Here is a 16,164-nt window from a genome sequence, read left to right as displayed (position 1 = left end):
CTAAGTATTTAGCGATATTGACTTTGTTTCGAGATGTGAACAACGCCACAAAACTGCGGTGAGAGATGGCTTTAACCGCCGCAAAGGTCGGTGTGCCTACTGGCCGTAATTCCATTCCAACTCACGTTTAGCGTCTAACAATTCTTTTTGCGCTTCATCTAACTTTCGGCGCTTTTTCTCGATTTTGTCGCTCGAACCCGACGTTTGTGCCTCTGCCAATTCTAGCTCGCGAGCTTTTACTTTTTGCGCTTTTTGTTCGACTTCTGCTTGCAGTTTTTCGCGTAAATCTTCTTCCGAGCATTCATCCTCAATCGCAGCAAGGGCTCGTTTTAATCCATCAATGCGCTTTTGATTACCTTGTACTGTGGCGTATTCAATTTGCTGCTCAAGTGCAAACTCTTTGGCATCACACCCTTTTAGCTCTTCTTGAGCGACAGTAGGAAGCGAAATAGCCATCATCAACACAGCACCACAAATCACGGCTTTCATTTTATACCTCTCCAGTAAATACAGCTCGCGCCCTCAAATGAGGGCGCATAAAAATAGGTCAACATCATTGGCAAACGCACTTCGCTCGCCGAATGTTTCAAGGTCGAGGAAGTTAAGATTCTGCGCTTTGCTTGTTGTATTCAATCGAATTGATGAACCACTCTTTGTCACCTTCCGGCGTTCGAACGGTAAATTCTTCATCCACTTGCTTTTTCAACATGGCTCTGGCCATAGGGGAATCAATGGAGATGTAATCTTTGGCATCGCCATATATTTCTTCTGGCCCCACAATGCGGAACTTCTTCACATCACCGGCTTCGTTTTCAATCTCGACCCAAGCACCAAAAAAGACTTTGCCTTCTTGTTGAGGTGAGTAATCTACGATGGTGACTTCAGGTAAAAACTTTCTGAGAAAACGAACGCGTCGATCGATTTGACGCAGCAGTCGTTTATTGAAGGTGTAGTCAGCATTTTCCGAACGATCGCCAAGGCTGGCCGCCCACGTCACGATCTTGGTGATTTCTGGACGCTTTTCATTCCAGAGGTAATCGTGCTCTTGCTTGAGTTTGTTATAACCTTCACGGGTAATCAGCTTAGTTTTCAATTTGGCTCCTATTCATTTCGGCATAAAAAATGCCGCACATTCAGCAGCATCGACGCTTACGCGATCTTCATCCTAAACCTAGAATTATACCCAAAGCCACAAGATTCTCAGAGCGGACTTTGGGTATTGGTAATTAGGTTAGGCGACAGTTCGACTATTTTTCGTAATCTGGTTTTTTCGTCACGATGTAATTGGTTTCACTCGCCACTAACGCACCGTACTTTAAGAAGTTTTTACCCAAAATCATGCTGTAATGAAAGCGTCCGCGATCTTGCAAATTCACGCGAATTTTCTTCTCTAAGTCACCCAGTTTGACGTGCATTTCCACCACCGGACGGACGTTTGCTTTCTCGCCTTTTTTCGCAGTAATTTTCATTACGTCTACCACTTCGCGAGTAAAGGCCTTTTGCATACCGAGGTCATTTTCGTAGGTAAAGCTCACCATGTCTTTGCCATCTTTTTGGAACAGTTTGATGTCCTTAGCATTGATAGAACTGACATCCGCACCGGTGTCCAGTTTGACCGGGAAAGACATGCCTTCCACTTCGGCCACTTCGATGTGGCCGGCTCGGAACAAAGGTTTTGCATCGAGCAAGTGATCAGCGCGCGTATTCAGTAGCACGCCACCTTTAGCCATGTTGTGGCCGAAAACGAAAAACGGCTGCTCTTCATCTTTATCTAGCACGTCGATAGCAAACTCCATCGACTTTTCTTTGTTACCGAACAAGAAGTCACCTTCCACCACAGGACGCACCATGTCGCCGACTTTGAGTTTCTTCAGCACGGGTTTGGTGATTTTTTCTTCTTTGCCTTTTTCGTTGCTCAAATAGAACGTCGCGACTTCGTCTTTGCCCTTTTCACTCAGTTCAAATCCATTCACGCGTAATAATGGCGTTTTCACGGTAAAGGTTGGATAAGCGGGAACCACGTAGCCATCAATGTTCACTTCCTCTTCCGGTGAAATCACCAATGGCTTGGACTTCAGTGCACTCTTAAAGGTTTTTTCCACGCCACCGAGCAAATTCTCTTTGTCGGTATCTATTACGAAATGTTGGCTCACTACGTCTCGGCCCAGACGGATTTGCGAACTGAACTTGCTGCGGTCTCGTAAGTACACCAACCATTGCTGAGTTTCGTTTTCGTCAATCTTGACAGGCAGATACACCAAAGGTCGCTCGCTCTTGGTGGTTTTCAACATGCGCACCAATGGCAGTGTCATAGGATGGCGCTTGCCGTTCTCACCCTCTAAGGTAAACGACACTTGCTTGGCTTTTTTATCCACTTTGATGTCGAGAGCGTGAACGTTGGTGTAACGGCTGCTTGTCGAAACGCTGGTTTTGTAGGGAATGCCTTCGATTTCTACCGTCTCTTTCTTACCAATCATTTTCGCGTTGGGTTGTTCTTGCAGGTAGTCATACCCAGCAAACACCCACGCGTTATCATCTAGGTAAGTTTTGCCAATCAGGATTGGCGCAGAGAACTGTTTGCGCGAGGTAAGGTTCACCACGGTATCTACCGTATGCCCAGCAATCGTCATCGGCATTTTTACGGTTGGACGCAAAATCGGTTTTTTGCTGGTGCGACTGCGGATAGCACTGATGCGCTCAAGATCGTCGGTTACCGTGATCTCTTTGCCAGTATAAGGATGCTGAATCGTGAAACTGACGGTGACTTGATAAGGTTCAAAACTGTTGGCTTCCCATTTGGCTTGCGTGCCACCTAAATCATCGACAATTGCCCACAGCAGTTTGTCATCTTTAAGATTTTTGTATTTGGGATTGCTGCTGCTTACGTGAATATTTTCTGCATGCATGGAGGTGGTGTCAGCGCCGGTATCAATTTTACCGATGAAAGGGACGTCACTTAGCTCAGGAATTTCGCTGTAATACACACTTTCGACCCGCCCTAAAACTAACTTATCATCAAGTTGATAGATGGGATCTTGCGTGGTTGCAGAGATGGATTGCGCCCAACCAAACGGGGCTATCAGGAGAGCACTAGAGAGTGCCAGAGCCAAAGACATTTTTTTCATCATGATTATCCGTGTGAGCCAAGGTATATAAAATTAGTCGCCAACAGAACTTATAAGTTCTCAATTTAATTACAGTTTTGACATAAATCTGACCGATGTCCACCAGCACCCGGTAAATTTTTGCGAAGCTAATTTAAAACATTGCAAATTCTATGAATGACCCCAATGTTCTATACACAACCAATATCCAAACCGAATTAAAAGAGAATACACGGATGAGCCAAGCTATCTGTCGCATGATTGCTCAAGAACTGAATGTTCGCCCAGAGCAAGTCAACGCCGCTGTCACCCTGATTGATGATGGTAACACGGTCCCATTTATTGCACGTTACCGTAAAGAGGTGACAGGTGGCCTTGATGATACCCAACTGCGTACTCTGGACAGCCGTCTGTCATACCTTCGCGAGCTCGACGATCGCCGTCAAACCATTCTGAAGTCGATCCAAGAACAAGGCAAACTGACGCCAGAACTAGAACGAGAGATCACGCAAGCCGACAGCAAGACTCGCCTGGAAGACCTTTACCTGCCATACAAACCAAAGCGCCGCACCAAAGGCCAAATCGCGATTGAAGCTGGCTTAGAACCTCTCGCGGATACACTTTGGAACCAGCCACAAACTGAACCAGAAAGCGAAGCGACGAAATATCTTGATGCGGACAAAGGCATCGCGGATACCAAAGCGGCACTGGATGGCGCTCGCGCAATCATCATGGAGCGCATTGCTGAGGATGCGAACCTGCTTGAAAAAATTCGTGCTCATCTAAACCGCAACGCGGAACTGGTTTCTCGTGTCGTTGAAGGTAAAGAGCAAGAAGGCGAGAAGTTTAAAGATTACTTCAACCATAACGAGCCACTGAGCAAAGTGCCATCACACCGTGCACTGGCGATGTTACGAGGCCGTAATGAAGGCTTTTTGACGCTGGCGATGAACGCCGACCCAGAACAAGAAGAAGGTGCACGCCAATCGTACTGTGAAACCATCATTGCCGACCATTATGGCGTGACGCTAAGCAGCGCACCGGCGGACGCATGGCGTAAACAAGTAATCAGTTGGGCATGGCGCATCAAAGTATCGATGCACATGGAAACCGAGCTGATGGGTGCAATGAAAGAACGCGCTGAAATCGAAGCGATTGAAGTGTTTGCCACCAACCTAAAAGATTTGTTGATGGCAGCACCGGCAGGCCCTCGTGCGACGCTGGGTCTCGATCCGGGTCTGCGTACAGGCTCTAAAATCGCTATTGTCGATCCTACTGGTAAAGTGCTTGCAACAGAAACCATCTACCCTCACCCACCACAAAAGCAATACGATAAATCAGCGCAAATCGTTGATCAGTTGGTGCGCAAATACAACGTGGATTTGATTGCGATTGGTAACGGCACGGCTTCGCGTGAAACCGACAGCTTTGTCGCAGACGTGATCAAACGCGGCAACCTGAAAGTTCAGAAGATCATCGTAAGTGAAGCGGGGGCATCGGTTTACTCAGCGTCTGAGCTTGCAGCGAAAGAGTTCCCAAATATGGACGTATCTCTGCGTGGTGCGGTGTCGATTGCTCGTCGTCTGCAAGACCCGCTAGCGGAGCTCGTTAAAATCGATCCTAAATCGATCGGTGTGGGCCAATATCAGCACGATGTTAGCCAATCTATGCTGGCAAAACGTCTTGATGCGATTGTCGAAGACTGTGTAAACGCGGTGGGTGTTGATGTGAACACTGCCTCTGCAGCGCTACTGACGCGCGTTGCAGGCTTGTCGAGCACCATCGCACAGAACATTGTCGACTTCCGTGATGAAAACGGTCGTTTCGAAGCACGTACAACTTTGAAGAAAGTGCCTCGTTTAGGTCCTAAAGCGTTCGAGCAGTGTGCGGGTTTCCTTCGTATTATGGATGGTAAAAACCCACTGGATGCCTCTGCAGTGCACCCAGAAGCCTACCCTGTAGTCAAAGCGATTGCCGAGAAGAATAGTAAAGACATCAAAGCACTGATTGGCGATTCGACGTTCCTTAAAGGTCTGCACGCGGTGGATTACACCGATGAGCACTTCGGTGTTCCAACGGTGACCGATATCATCAAAGAGCTGGACAAACCAGGCCGAGACCCTCGCCCGGAGTTCAAAACCGCAACCTTCGCTGAAGGCGTTAACTCAGTTGCAGATCTAGAACCGGGCATGATTCTCGAAGGCGTCGTATCGAACGTGGCCAACTTTGGTGCTTTCGTCGATATTGGTGTTCACCAAGATGGTTTAGTGCACATCTCAGCCCTGACGGATCGTTTCGTTTCTGATCCGCGTGAAGTGGTGAAAGCAGGTGACATCGTTAAAGTGAAAGTGATGGAAGTGGATGTACAGCGCAAGCGTATCGGTCTATCGATGCGTTTAAACGACGAGTCGGGTCAAGACAACCGCAGTCAACGCTCATCCGCAGCGCCGCGTCGTAATGACCAACCACAACGTCGTCAACCTCGCCGTGATGATTCCTCATCGAACAATGCGATGGGTGGCGCATTTGCGGCGGCTTTCGCCAAAGCAAAGAAGTAGTCTAGGTTTTAACGGCTGCACTTGAGATATTAAGGTTGCAGCTGGGCGACGGCTTCAAGCATCCAGAAGAAAAAAGAAAACGCTCCAGTCAGTCATGCTGATTGGAGCGTTTTTATTGGATAGGATATTGATTCGTCATAATACTGCTATCACTTCTGACGGGGTATGGGGCACGACCGAATGACCATAATGAAATTTGATCACCTTCCTGCGCTTTTCCATCAATCCTTGGTTGATCGCAGCATCCAAAATGCGCTTCGGTAAACGAAAGCGTATCGCATAGCCCTTTCCCTGATCTTCACTGTACGATTTCAGTGCCAGTAAATCGAAAAGCCTTTCAAGCGTGTCTTCCGGCTCCTCGTGATAACGCGCATCAACTTCATGGTCCACTTCGTAATCGGGATGCTCAGAGGGATCCCAAGAGGACTGACGTCGTCGCTTCTCATCACTTTTTACTTTGCGCTCGGCATTGGTTTTTGCCAATGCGACCGTCGGCGTCACAGGTTCTCGGACTCTGTTGTCACGAGCAGCTTGTTCCGTCTGCACATTAACGGATGGGGCGATCAGTGGCACACTTACGTTGGTCGGTGACACAATCATTGCGAACCCTCCTCAGAGTCGCCCAACTCGTCAATATGGCTTGGCCTTATTTACGAATAAAACCTTACCGACAATTATATCGGCCAAATTTTAATCAACTTTAGCCTTTTTCACTGCGCGATTTTAATCCCGAGCGAAATCTCGAACTTTCGCACAAAATTCATCATGTTCAGTCATGAACGGTGCATGAGAAGATTGAGAAAAGACAAACTGTTGCGTGTGAGGCAGTTGCTGGCTGAGATCGGTCGCCACTTTAATCGGCACCAAACCATCCAAACGACCGTAAAGGCGTAGCATCGGCATAGTCAAGGAAATCAAAGCATCACGCAGGTCAACATCCGCCAAAATATTTAAACCAACCAATAATGACTCTGGGTTCGGCTGAGGACGCGATAGCACCGCTTGTTTGAGTTGTTTAACATCTTTACGTGCAGATGGACTTCCCATGGCTTGCAGCGCCATAAAGCGCTCAATGGTCAGTGAAAAGTCTTCTAGTAACTGAGAGGTGAACGCGCTCAGTACATTCGGTTGAATGCCGCGCCACGGTTTTTCTGCGGCAAATTTTGGTGAGCTGGCGACGGTGATCAGCTTACTCACTCGCTGAGGAGCATTGAGCGCAATGTGCGTAGCCACCAAACCACCCAACGACCAACCTAGCCACACTGCTTTCTCTGGCGCGTCTTTTAGTACCATGGCAGCGATTTGTGCGAGGTCTTCACCATGATGCTCAGCGCTAAAGCCGTATCCAGGAAGATCGACGACATGGACACAAAAATCGGCCTGCAGAGATTCGACCGTTTGCTGCCAAACTGCGCCATTCATCCCCCAGCCATGCAGCAACACCAAATCCGGTCCCTGACCGAACGACTGCCAGTGTAAATTCGTGCTCATGATCTCAATCTCTCCCACTTATTTTATTCCTTATCGCTTCACTCAAGCGTTAGGCTGTGCAAAATCTAACCTTGAATAAGCGGTATGTTATCTCATCACTGGCAAAACATCATGCATCGTGTGCTCAGCAGTCAATGCGGTTTATGTCGCTTCCCGATTCTGGCTGCCGCTCAACCCAATGCGCTGCGTTGGTGTGATCACTGTTATCAATATCTTACGCCAGTAAAACGCTGCCAACGTTGTGGATTGAGCTTAAAAGCAGAGGAAGCGAATATAGAGAGTATTTGCGGCGAGTGCCTCTCCGAGCCTCCCCCTTGGCAACGGCTATTTACCTTGGGAGACTACGATTTTCCGCTGTCTCGAGAAGTACAACGCTTCAAAGATCACGGACAAACATGGCATGTTCGCGCTTTAACGCAATTGCTTGCCCAGCGCATTTCAACTCCCGCTCCGCTTATCACCACAGTGCCATTGCACTGGCAACGCTACTTGTATCGAGGCTTTAATCAGAGCGACATACTGGCGCGACATTTGGCTGGCCACCTTAATGTGAGGTTTGATAATCACGTGTTTCGCCGCGTAAAACACGCCCAGTCGCAGCGCGGGTACAAGAAATCCAGCCGAGAACAGAATTTAAAAGGCGCTTTCACCTTAAATCAGCCACCAAAGTATAACCACGTCGCAATCGTAGATGATGTGGTCACGACGGGAAGCACGGTTCGACAATTATGTCATTTACTACTTGAAGTTGGCGTAGAAACCGTCGATATTTACTGCATCTGCAGAACCCCTGCTCCTGGTGCTGTCTAGTTCGCTTCGCCATGCCTTAGCATCAAAAAGACTAGACCCATACGTCAACAGGAGTAGAATAGCAGCAGTAACCTACAAAATTACTCAGGTATTCGTCGTGTCAAATATTACTATTACAGAAACTGCGCAAACGCATTTCGCTAACCTTCTAGGCCAACAGCCAGAAGGCACTAACATTCGTATTTTCGTTGTGAACCCAGGTACACAAAACGCTGAGTGTGGCGTATCTTACTGCCCACCAGAAGCGGTTGAAGCGACCGACACTGAGATCCCTTACGCAGGTTTTTCAGCTTACGTGGATGAGCTAAGCCTACCTTTCCTTGAAGACGCTGAAATCGACTTCGTTACCGACAAAATGGGTTCTCAACTGACATTGAAAGCACCAAACGCAAAAATGCGTAAAGTGTCGGATGATGCGCCACTTGTTGAGCGTGTTGAGTACGTTATCCAAACTCAAGTTAACCCACAGCTTGCTGGCCACGGCGGTCACGTGAACTTGGTTGAGATTACTGAAGCAGGCGTAGCTATCGTTGCATTCGGTGGCGGCTGTAACGGTTGTTCAATGGTTGACGTAACACTAAAAGAAGGCATCGAGAAAGAGCTACTAAACCAGTTCGTTGGTGAGCTAACAGCAGTTCGAGATGCAACAGAACACGACCGTGGTGACCACTCTTACTACTAAGAGCTTATCGTCGGTGAAAATGGGAGGCTTTGGTCTCCCATTTTTGTATCTGAACAATCCATTAAACACGTGAGATTCTTCGTCACACACGACCTCTTTCAAGGTTATCGAGCGAACACTGCCGAAGCGATGAAATCAAACTAGCAACTCTTGCAGAGTTCTCATATATTAAGAATCTTACGCACCTTACAAAAGCCAACGACACCAAGGAGTCAGCGCCATGTCGAAAAGGACCCCACCAGAGATTCTCTCTTGTCAGACGGTCGCACGATCAAAACTGTTTGCTGTGGAAGCCCTCGACCTTCGCTTCTCCAATGGCGAGCATCGCACTTATGAGCGCATGAAGCCAAGTGGCCGCGATGCCGTAATGGTTGTACCGGTAACCGAACAGGGCGATTTACTGTTGGTACGTGAATACGCTGCTGGTACAGAGCGTTACGAACTGGGTTTTCCTAAAGGTCTTATCGATCCCGGTGAAACGCCACATCAGGCCGCTGACCGCGAACTAAAAGAAGAAATTGGTTTTGGTTGTAAGGAACTCACCCCGTTAAAACAAGTGATCCTTGCTCCTTCTTATTTTTCGAGCAAGATGACGCTGTTTCTAGGTCAATCGCTATACCCTGAAAAGCAAGAAGGCGACGAACCAGAGCCGTTAGAAATTGTGCGCTGGCCACTCGCACAAGCCGAAGAGCTATTAACGCATTTGGACTTCTGTGAAGCACGAAGCATCACGGCGTTAATGTTGGCACTGAAACACTTACCAAACACCACTCACAACAACAATCAATAACGGTGTAAACCGACAAATATTGTGAGTAAGGACTATCACCTATGCCAATGACAAAAGATCTATCTCACCTGCTTCCTCAAGTTATCGAAATTGCCCGCAGTGCGGGACAAATGATTCTCGATATCTACGAGAAAAAGCAATATGAAGCGTATACCAAAAGTGATGAAACACCGGTCACAAGCGCCGATATTGCCGCGCACAAACTCATCACTGAACGTTTAAGTGAACTGACACCAGACATCCCCGTGTTGTCTGAAGAAGCCGCCGACATCAGCTTAGAGCAGCGCGCACAATGGCAGCGTTATTGGTTGGTCGACCCATTAGATGGCACACAAGAATTCATCGCACGCAGTGGCGACTTTGCGACCATCATTGCATTAATTGACAACAACAAGCCAGCGATGGGCGTGGTGTATGGGCCTGTTTCTGGCGTCACGTATTACGCATACAGCGGCAAAGGTGCGTGGAAAATCCCAGACATGTCTGAAAGCGTGAAAATCCACACGCACAAACATGAACAAGCAGGACAAAACATTGCGATTGCTATCAGCCGTCGCCAAGACATTAATCGTATCACCAGCCGCATGAGCAGCGCTTGGAACTACGACTTAATTCCTCTCGGTTCTGCAGCACTAAAAGCGTGTTTGGTGGCGGAAGGAGCGGTCGATTGCTATTTACGTTTGGGCCCTACTGGCGAATGGGATACAGCAGCAACGCAATGCATCGTGGAAGAAGCCGGCGGACGCATTCTCAGCACTCACCTCGAACCTTTGTCTTACAACGAACGGGAAACGCTAGAGAACCCGAACTTTATCGTGCTGGGCGATACGAATTTGCCTTGGGATGACATCCTGCAACGCAAAGATTAAGTACTTATACTTGCGTAACTCAACTTGTATCATTAGGCCGTGAATTCCGTTCACGGCCTTTTCTTTTTCCCGCATGAGCAGCTTTAACAGTATTTGACCTGCCATATACCTAAAGCTAATTAAACTGCACAAAATCACACAATTCCATTAAAATACAAACACTTAAACAATCAGTTTTGTCCCTCGTTTATTTACGTACAGCGAATAGAGGGTTTGGCCTACTATGATCCAAAAGCAAAAAGAGCTGCACATTGGCAGCTCTTTTCTATATTAGGTTGGCTCGAGATTAGAATCGGCCTTTGTAGTCAAACTCGTATTGGCCTTGTGCGTTTGGCTGTCCAAGCCATTTCAACTGCTCCCCCATGCTTGATGGGAAATCTGCGCCAGGTTTAAACCACGCTTTCGTTGAATAGCGTTGATTCGGCATCAGCTCCGCTGAAAACGCCGAGGAAACTTGCTTACTGGTTTGCTCACCTGATGCAGTTAGCACGCTATCTTGGCATTTCAAATCAGCAATAACAGGGCCGAGCTCTAAGCTTCCCACTGGACTTTGAATGCCACTGGCACTCCAAACCAATGTGCCTTCACCAGTTTTACACCACGGAGCTGCGTAAGTCGCATGACGAATGTTCAACTCCAGCTGGCCATCAACACCAACAGGCACCGGCAGGCGCGCTTGTTCGACGGCTTTCGATGCAGGGATCGACACAACCAAATTTTCTGCGTAAGGGCCATCGCTGAGACTGTATCCAACTAAACCTCGACCGCGAATGTTCATATCGCTGCCGCGCCCAAAACGTACCGAAAATTCGGCTTTGCCGGTAAATAAGCTAGACCATTGGAAATCCCAATTCACTTGCCCTAGGTTTTGACGCTGCCAACGCACGCTGGAAGCCTGACCTTGCCAAACGGAACCGTGAGCACCTTGTATGTCTAGCCCTTTCACAGTGGGGGCTTGCTGGAGAACCCAAGAAACAGGTAACCCCATGATCAAGCTAACAGAAAAACAAACGATAAAGATTACAACGTAAAGTACTGCTCGCTTCACCTTAACCTCGCTTAAATTGCAGACGGTTCACATCAATCATGCCCGCTTGGTCTGTACGATCGATGTCTAAAAATTCAACTTCAATGCCTTGCTGCTCTTTCAAGTAGCGTAACCAATCCACCAACTGGTTGAATGCGAGCGGTTTAATCCACACTTGCACACTGTCGTTGCGTGGTTGCACACGAATCAGTTCCACCTTAAAACGGCGCGCTGATGAAGAGACAAGTTGGTTAAGTGGCTGATTGGAAAAACTGACACCCCCGCTTTTTCTCAATGCGGTAATGTCATCAGCTTTGTCTTGTACCCATGTAAGCAATTGCTTTTCACTTTGGATACGAGATTGCGCCAACTCTGCACGTTGGCTCATCGGCTGCAGCAGCCCCCAGTAAAGAATGCCAAGGATGGCGAATGCACCACAGCCCAGCACAAGTCGTTGTTCACGCTGAGAGATGCCACTCCACCAAGCTTGCGCTTGAGAAATTAAATTCTTCATCATCACCTCACTGACGCTTCAACACAAAGCTACCCATCACAACGTTATCGCTGCGATTAAGCTGACCTTGCTCAACATTAAACTTCTCAGCCAACTTCACACGAGCCTGCTCAAAAGGCTGGAAGTCTGAGCTACGTGCGTGAATGCGCACTTCACCACGTTGGCCGTCATACTTAAAGCTGGTGATTTCTAGATCTTTCACCTGACCAAGCGTTGCTGGCAAGGCAGCAAGCCAAGACAACATCGCAACATCTGTTGAGCCACCAGATAAACGGCGCTCTTCATCCGTCATTTGGCGCTTTAAGTAGCTTACGGTCGGAATTCGATTCTTGTTTGGGAAAACCTGACGGAAAATACGTTCGCTTTCTTCACGATAGGCTTGTGCTTGCGCCTCGTACTTGTGGACGACGAGAAGTTGCTGAGCCACGACCACCACTAACAAAACACCCGCAGCGATAGCCGCCTTTTGCCAAACTTTCCAGTACTTACCCCAAGAAGACTTCGGCTTAAACTCGCCAGTTAACAGGTTCGTTTTACTACTCACGACGCCTTTCGCGAGCAACGCCATCGTCATTTCTTCTGGCTTAGGAACCCATACACTCTCAACAGTCGATTCTGGCACGGAACTGTAGCAATCGAGTTGCCAACCTTCATGGTTTTGCAGGTAAGAAGAGAGGTAAAGATCCAGCCACGCCGAATCCACCACCGCGCCTTCCGTCTCTGAGTGACGAATTAGCCATTGCTCACCAATCAGTGCCGCACTGCTGTTGTCATCACTGACAGGCAATGCCAATACATCTGGCAAGATGCGTTTGATGGTCAACCCTTGGCTAGCAAAACGCTGTAGCACGGTTTGTACCCATGCACGCTCGACCGCACACACTTGTGCTTTATCCGCTTGCTTACCCAATACGGTGAAGTGCAAGCTATCCACATCTTGCGCGACTTCATCTTCAATCAAATAAGGCAACATGTTGTCGAACTGACGTGTGGCACCAGGCGGAATGTCCACCTGAGTTAACACCACATCATTACTCGCTAGTAAAGCGATGACTTGGCGCTGGCCAGCATACGATACCAACTCATCCAAGTGTTCCCATCCGGCAAGTTCACCGCTGGCAATCACTTCCTGTTGTTCTGTCGACCACACCACCCAAGGAATGGTACTTTGTTGTTCGCTACTCAGCCGAACGGTCAGAAACTCGCTCACTGATCCCTCCAAAACGACGGCGAACGACCGTCACCGTTTCTCTATTTGTACTTTGCAAAAGGCTTCGGATACGTACTCGTGAATCATCCACCAACACTTGTGCATCCAATTCGAAGAAGGAGCTATCCACTCCTAAATAGCCTTTGGCGTTTTTCTTTACATCATCGCTCAAGCCAGTTAATTCTGACTCCGCTAGAAATTCATCTACGCTGTCCCAACCATCGAAGGGACGCTTTTCTATCAGTTGAACCGCATCGCTGCTGCTCAAGTTCGGTGAAAACATAGCGACTAAAATCGGCGCTTGTTCCACCTCTATCGTGTTGACGTTTAAACGCCAATCATCACTTGGGATCGCACATACCAAGGGCTCAATCTTTTGATAAATTTCACCACTCACTTGATATACCGCGCGCAGTTCAGTTTTGTCTGCCATCCAACCATTAGCCGCTAAATACGAAGGTTTCATCGATTCGTAGGTGCTGTCTTCCACGCCGGTGGTTGAACGTACTGTGCTGTCTGAATCAATGTATTCCCAAGTGGAATCGGCAATCACTTCCGCTTGATACGGCTCTACATCTGACTCTTCCAACAAACGCTGCAGCACTTGAACCAAATATGGTCGAGTGGTTTGTTGTCCGGTCGGCTGCACTCGACTTAACACATTGAGGTTAAAGCACGCTTGCTTATCCCAAATACGTCCTGCAGCTTGACCATAGTCCAATGGGTACACTTGTTCTTTAATCGCCCAAGGTTGGCTGAGGTTGATGGTATCGCTGTCTTTGTAGCTCTGCTCGATACCCACTTCAGCCAAGGCTTCAACACCAACACTGTACCAATATGCTTGCTGGTAATGGATTTGGTTTGAACCGCGCTGAAACTGCAAAAACAAACGTTCAGACATGGTGGCAGCAATGGTCGCCATAATCGCCAACAGCATCAGTACAATAATCAAAGCAACACCACGCTGACGATTAGCCATTGTTGTTGCCCTCCGATGCTTTGTTTCTTTCACTTTCCGCAAGCTTGCCATCTGGCGTTAGATACGTGCGCGCTATTTCACCGTAATCCTTCAACTTCAAGACAACTGAGACAGCTTTCGGCAGCTCTTTATTGCTGTCCCACTCTTTCTTCCACTGTTTACCGTCATAAAAACGCATGTCGAAAGATTCCACCTGCGTCAGCAACGGAGTGACAATGCCTTCCTGCCCAACTGGGGTATCTGGATAACGCCACCAAACACGCTGCAAGGTTTCTTCTTTAACGCGATAGCCCACTTTAGTCACTTCACCACGCGGGAACTGTTGCTGCGGGTTATGCCAACCCACACGTGCAAACATTAGGCCTTTCGCGTCGGAATCGAGTAAATAATCCGACCAAAAGATCAGTTGCCCGGCAGGGTCTTCGCCGTTGGTACGCGTTTGACGCAATGCCATTTGGCGGAAGTCGTTATCCATCATCACCATGGCGCGTTGCAGTTCATTCAAACGCTGAGTTCGCTCTTGCGACAACTCATTACTGCGCTGAACTTGCGACACCACTTGGTATGCCGCCACGCTCAAACTGGCAAAGATCGCTATCGACACCAGCACTTCAATGAGTGTAAAACCTTTTGCTGCGCGGCGCTTATTTGCGCGATTGGGTTTACTGCGCCACATAGCTTCTTACCGTAACAACTGGACTCGCGTTTTTCGCGGTCGCGACACTTACATCAAATGCTTTCAGCAATGGCTGCATGGTGGCTACAGGCGTGACTTTCCAATACCATGTACGCCCTGCTAGCTCTTCGGTACCATTCTTGGCTTTCAGCGCGCCAGTATCTAGCATCACATTCGCCATTTGGTTATCCACAACCATTGCTGCAAACATCTTTTCTTCTAAGTAGCTGACTGTGTTGATGTGTTGACTCACAGAGCGAATCACACTGATCGCCGCGGTGGCAAAAATAGCCAGTGCAACCAACACTTCAAGCAACGTCATCCCTCGCACTCGGCGACGGTTTAAGTTTGGTTGAGTTTGCTTAAAATTGCGCATTCGCATCCTCTTCCACTTCTTCACCTGGCGCTACCAACAGAATTTGCCCACTCTCTTTTCCGATCACTCTCCAACCATCGTTAAACGCATCGCCTTTTTGTGGGAAAAAAGACAAGGTAAACGGCGTGACTTCTGCGCTCGAGAAAATGAAGACTTGCGGTGGTTTCACTTTCTTTTCTTCAGTTTCGTCGGCAAACATGTCTTCAAACAGTGAACCCGGCTCAAACAAACGATCGTCTTTATCCCAAGCACCGCCACCTAGATCCAATTGCAATGCAATGTCATCTTCTAATTTGGTTTTGCTTGGAATTTGCTTCATTTCTAGCGGCTTCCAGCCTTCAGCGGTCAAGCTAAGCAAGGTGTAGGTCTTTTTGGTATCGTCGACACGCACACCAAAATCTTTACCGCTGAGTACGGCTTCTTCGTTAAGCAACTGCAAACGCTGAAAGAAACTTTGCGCGTATTGTTTAGAGAGGTCTTTTTGACTGGTAGGCAACGTAGTGATCACCGCCACCGCGGTAAGGGATAGCAAAACCAGCACCAATAGGATTTCTATTAATGTAAAACCGTTATGTTTTCGCATTTGTTTCATTAGTGCTGGCTTGCGCTCATTTTATTGGAAGTCTTGCATGTTCCAGTTGCCAATATCCGCTGCTGGACCTTCACCGCCCTCTTGACCATCCGCACCTAGAGTGAAGATATCAATCGTGCCGTTGTCACCAGGGCTTAGGTATTGGTATGCATTACCCCAAGGGTCATTTGGAAGACGCTTGATGTAACCACCATCACGGTAGTTGCGCGGTTCTGGGTTAGAAGGCTTAGTAACCAATGCGTCTAGACCTTGGTCTGTCGTTGGGTACACGCTGTTGTCTAGCTTGTACATATCCAACGCGTTCTCTAACGCCACAATGTCAGTGATCGCTTTTTGTTGGTCTGCCTTTTCTTTGTTGCCTAGCAAGTTTGGAACAACAAAACTTGCCAAAATACCCAAGATAACAACAACTACCATCACTTCTAACAGTGTGAAACCATGTTGCTTACTACGCTTAAATTTCATTTTTTTCTCCGAAAGTTAGAT

The 16,164-nt window shown here is 48.0% G+C and carries 18 protein-coding genes; 5 read left to right on the top strand and 13 right to left on the bottom strand.

Annotated elements, in window-relative coordinates; genetic code table 11:
- Positions 1-96: 96 nt before the first annotated feature.
- The 3 genes from DYB02_RS01985 to DYB02_RS01975 all read right to left on the bottom strand — a co-directional run bounded on the left by DYB02_RS01985 (position 97) and on the right by DYB02_RS01975 (position 3,128).
- Positions 97-489: a DUF1090 domain-containing protein gene (locus tag DYB02_RS01985; RefSeq protein WP_029806798.1), complete on the bottom strand. Its 393-nt coding sequence runs from the start codon at positions 487-489 to the stop codon at positions 97-99.
- A 112-nt stretch (positions 490-601) separates the two neighbouring features.
- Positions 602-1,093, bottom strand: coding sequence for a transcription elongation factor GreB (gene greB, locus DYB02_RS01980; RefSeq protein WP_005458979.1), 492 nt, complete (start codon positions 1,091-1,093; stop codon positions 602-604).
- 154 nt (positions 1,094-1,247) lie between these two features.
- Positions 1,248-3,128, bottom strand: a complete 1,881-nt coding sequence (locus tag DYB02_RS01975) for a putative ATP-dependent zinc protease (protein ID WP_029806002.1) — start codon at positions 3,126-3,128, stop codon at positions 1,248-1,250.
- Between the two features lie 212 nt (positions 3,129-3,340).
- On the opposite strand from DYB02_RS01975, the gene DYB02_RS01970 reads away from it, so the two are divergent.
- Positions 3,341-5,662 carry a Tex family protein gene (locus DYB02_RS01970; protein WP_029806004.1) on the top strand — a complete coding sequence of 774 codons (2,322 nt, stop codon included), beginning with the start codon at positions 3,341-3,343 and terminating at the stop codon, positions 5,660-5,662.
- A 135-nt stretch (positions 5,663-5,797) separates the two neighbouring features.
- Here the strand turns inward: DYB02_RS01970 and DYB02_RS01965 are convergent, their stop codons facing one another.
- Both DYB02_RS01965 and bioH read right to left on the bottom strand, forming a co-directional pair.
- Positions 5,798-6,262 (bottom strand): hypothetical protein, encoded by a 465-nt coding sequence (locus tag DYB02_RS01965; protein WP_005459035.1) that lies wholly within the window; start codon positions 6,260-6,262, stop codon positions 5,798-5,800.
- Positions 6,263-6,385: 123 nt separating this feature from the next.
- Positions 6,386-7,153 (bottom strand): pimeloyl-ACP methyl ester esterase BioH, encoded by a 768-nt coding sequence (gene bioH, locus DYB02_RS01960; RefSeq protein ID WP_029785475.1) that lies wholly within the window; start codon positions 7,151-7,153, stop codon positions 6,386-6,388.
- An 84-nt stretch (positions 7,154-7,237) separates the two neighbouring features.
- On the opposite strand from bioH, the gene DYB02_RS01955 reads away from it, so the two are divergent.
- The 4 genes from DYB02_RS01955 (at position 7,238) to cysQ (ending at position 10,304) form a co-directional block, all read left to right on the top strand.
- The gene (locus DYB02_RS01955; RefSeq protein WP_029806006.1) at positions 7,238-7,963 is read left to right on the top strand and encodes an amidophosphoribosyltransferase; all 726 of its coding nucleotides are present in this window, start codon (positions 7,238-7,240) and stop codon (positions 7,961-7,963) included.
- Positions 7,964-8,060: 97 nt separating this feature from the next.
- The gene (gene nfuA, locus DYB02_RS01950; protein ID WP_005458964.1) at positions 8,061-8,645 is read left to right on the top strand and encodes a Fe-S biogenesis protein NfuA; all 585 of its coding nucleotides are present in this window, start codon (positions 8,061-8,063) and stop codon (positions 8,643-8,645) included.
- Positions 8,646-8,865: 220 nt separating this feature from the next.
- Positions 8,866-9,435 carry an ADP compounds hydrolase NudE gene (nudE, locus tag DYB02_RS01945; protein ID WP_005459019.1) on the top strand — a complete coding sequence of 190 codons (570 nt, stop codon included), beginning with the start codon at positions 8,866-8,868 and terminating at the stop codon, positions 9,433-9,435.
- A gap of 41 nt (positions 9,436-9,476) precedes the next feature.
- Positions 9,477-10,304, top strand: coding sequence for a 3'(2'),5'-bisphosphate nucleotidase CysQ (gene cysQ / locus DYB02_RS01940; protein WP_005458987.1), 828 nt, complete (start codon positions 9,477-9,479; stop codon positions 10,302-10,304).
- A 286-nt stretch (positions 10,305-10,590) separates the two neighbouring features.
- Here cysQ and DYB02_RS01935 read toward each other — a convergent pair whose 3' ends face one another.
- From DYB02_RS01935 to gspG, 8 genes are read right to left on the bottom strand one after another with little or no spacing between them, the layout of a single operon-like run.
- Positions 10,591-11,352: a type II secretion system protein N gene (locus DYB02_RS01935; protein WP_021822200.1), complete on the bottom strand. Its 762-nt coding sequence runs from the start codon at positions 11,350-11,352 to the stop codon at positions 10,591-10,593.
- Between the two features lies 1 nt (position 11,353).
- The gene (locus DYB02_RS01930; protein WP_005458943.1) at positions 11,354-11,845 is read right to left on the bottom strand and encodes a type II secretion system protein M; all 492 of its coding nucleotides are present in this window, start codon (positions 11,843-11,845) and stop codon (positions 11,354-11,356) included.
- A 7-nt stretch (positions 11,846-11,852) separates the two neighbouring features.
- A complete protein-coding gene (gspL, locus tag DYB02_RS01925; RefSeq protein WP_021822857.1) occupies positions 11,853-13,055 on the bottom strand; it encodes a type II secretion system protein GspL in 1,203 nt (400 codons plus the stop codon).
- Positions 13,024-14,034, bottom strand: a complete 1,011-nt coding sequence (gene gspK / locus DYB02_RS01920; protein WP_005478666.1) for a type II secretion system minor pseudopilin GspK — start codon at positions 14,032-14,034, stop codon at positions 13,024-13,026. Before gspK ends, gspL begins: the two co-directional genes overlap by 32 nt.
- Positions 14,027-14,710, bottom strand: coding sequence for a type II secretion system minor pseudopilin GspJ (gene gspJ / locus DYB02_RS01915; RefSeq protein ID WP_020839934.1), 684 nt, complete (start codon positions 14,708-14,710; stop codon positions 14,027-14,029). The genes gspK and gspJ overlap by 8 nt, the downstream gene beginning before the upstream one ends.
- Positions 14,697-15,086, bottom strand: coding sequence for a type II secretion system minor pseudopilin GspI (gene gspI, locus DYB02_RS01910; RefSeq protein WP_025525990.1), 390 nt, complete (start codon positions 15,084-15,086; stop codon positions 14,697-14,699). The genes gspJ and gspI overlap by 14 nt, the downstream gene beginning before the upstream one ends.
- Positions 15,073-15,669, bottom strand: a complete 597-nt coding sequence (gene gspH, locus DYB02_RS01905; RefSeq protein WP_023624183.1) for a type II secretion system minor pseudopilin GspH — start codon at positions 15,667-15,669, stop codon at positions 15,073-15,075. Before gspH ends, gspI begins: the two co-directional genes overlap by 14 nt.
- 30 nt (positions 15,670-15,699) lie before the next feature.
- Positions 15,700-16,143 (bottom strand): type II secretion system major pseudopilin GspG, encoded by a 444-nt coding sequence (gspG, locus tag DYB02_RS01900; RefSeq protein ID WP_005465191.1) that lies wholly within the window; start codon positions 16,141-16,143, stop codon positions 15,700-15,702.
- Between the last annotated feature and the right edge of the window lie 21 nt (positions 16,144-16,164).

It is taken from the genome of Vibrio parahaemolyticus (genome assembly GCF_900460535.1).
GTDB classification, from domain to species: Bacteria; Pseudomonadota; Gammaproteobacteria; order Enterobacterales; family Vibrionaceae; genus Vibrio; species Vibrio parahaemolyticus.
This window is presented reverse-complemented; position numbering and strand designations above follow the sequence as displayed.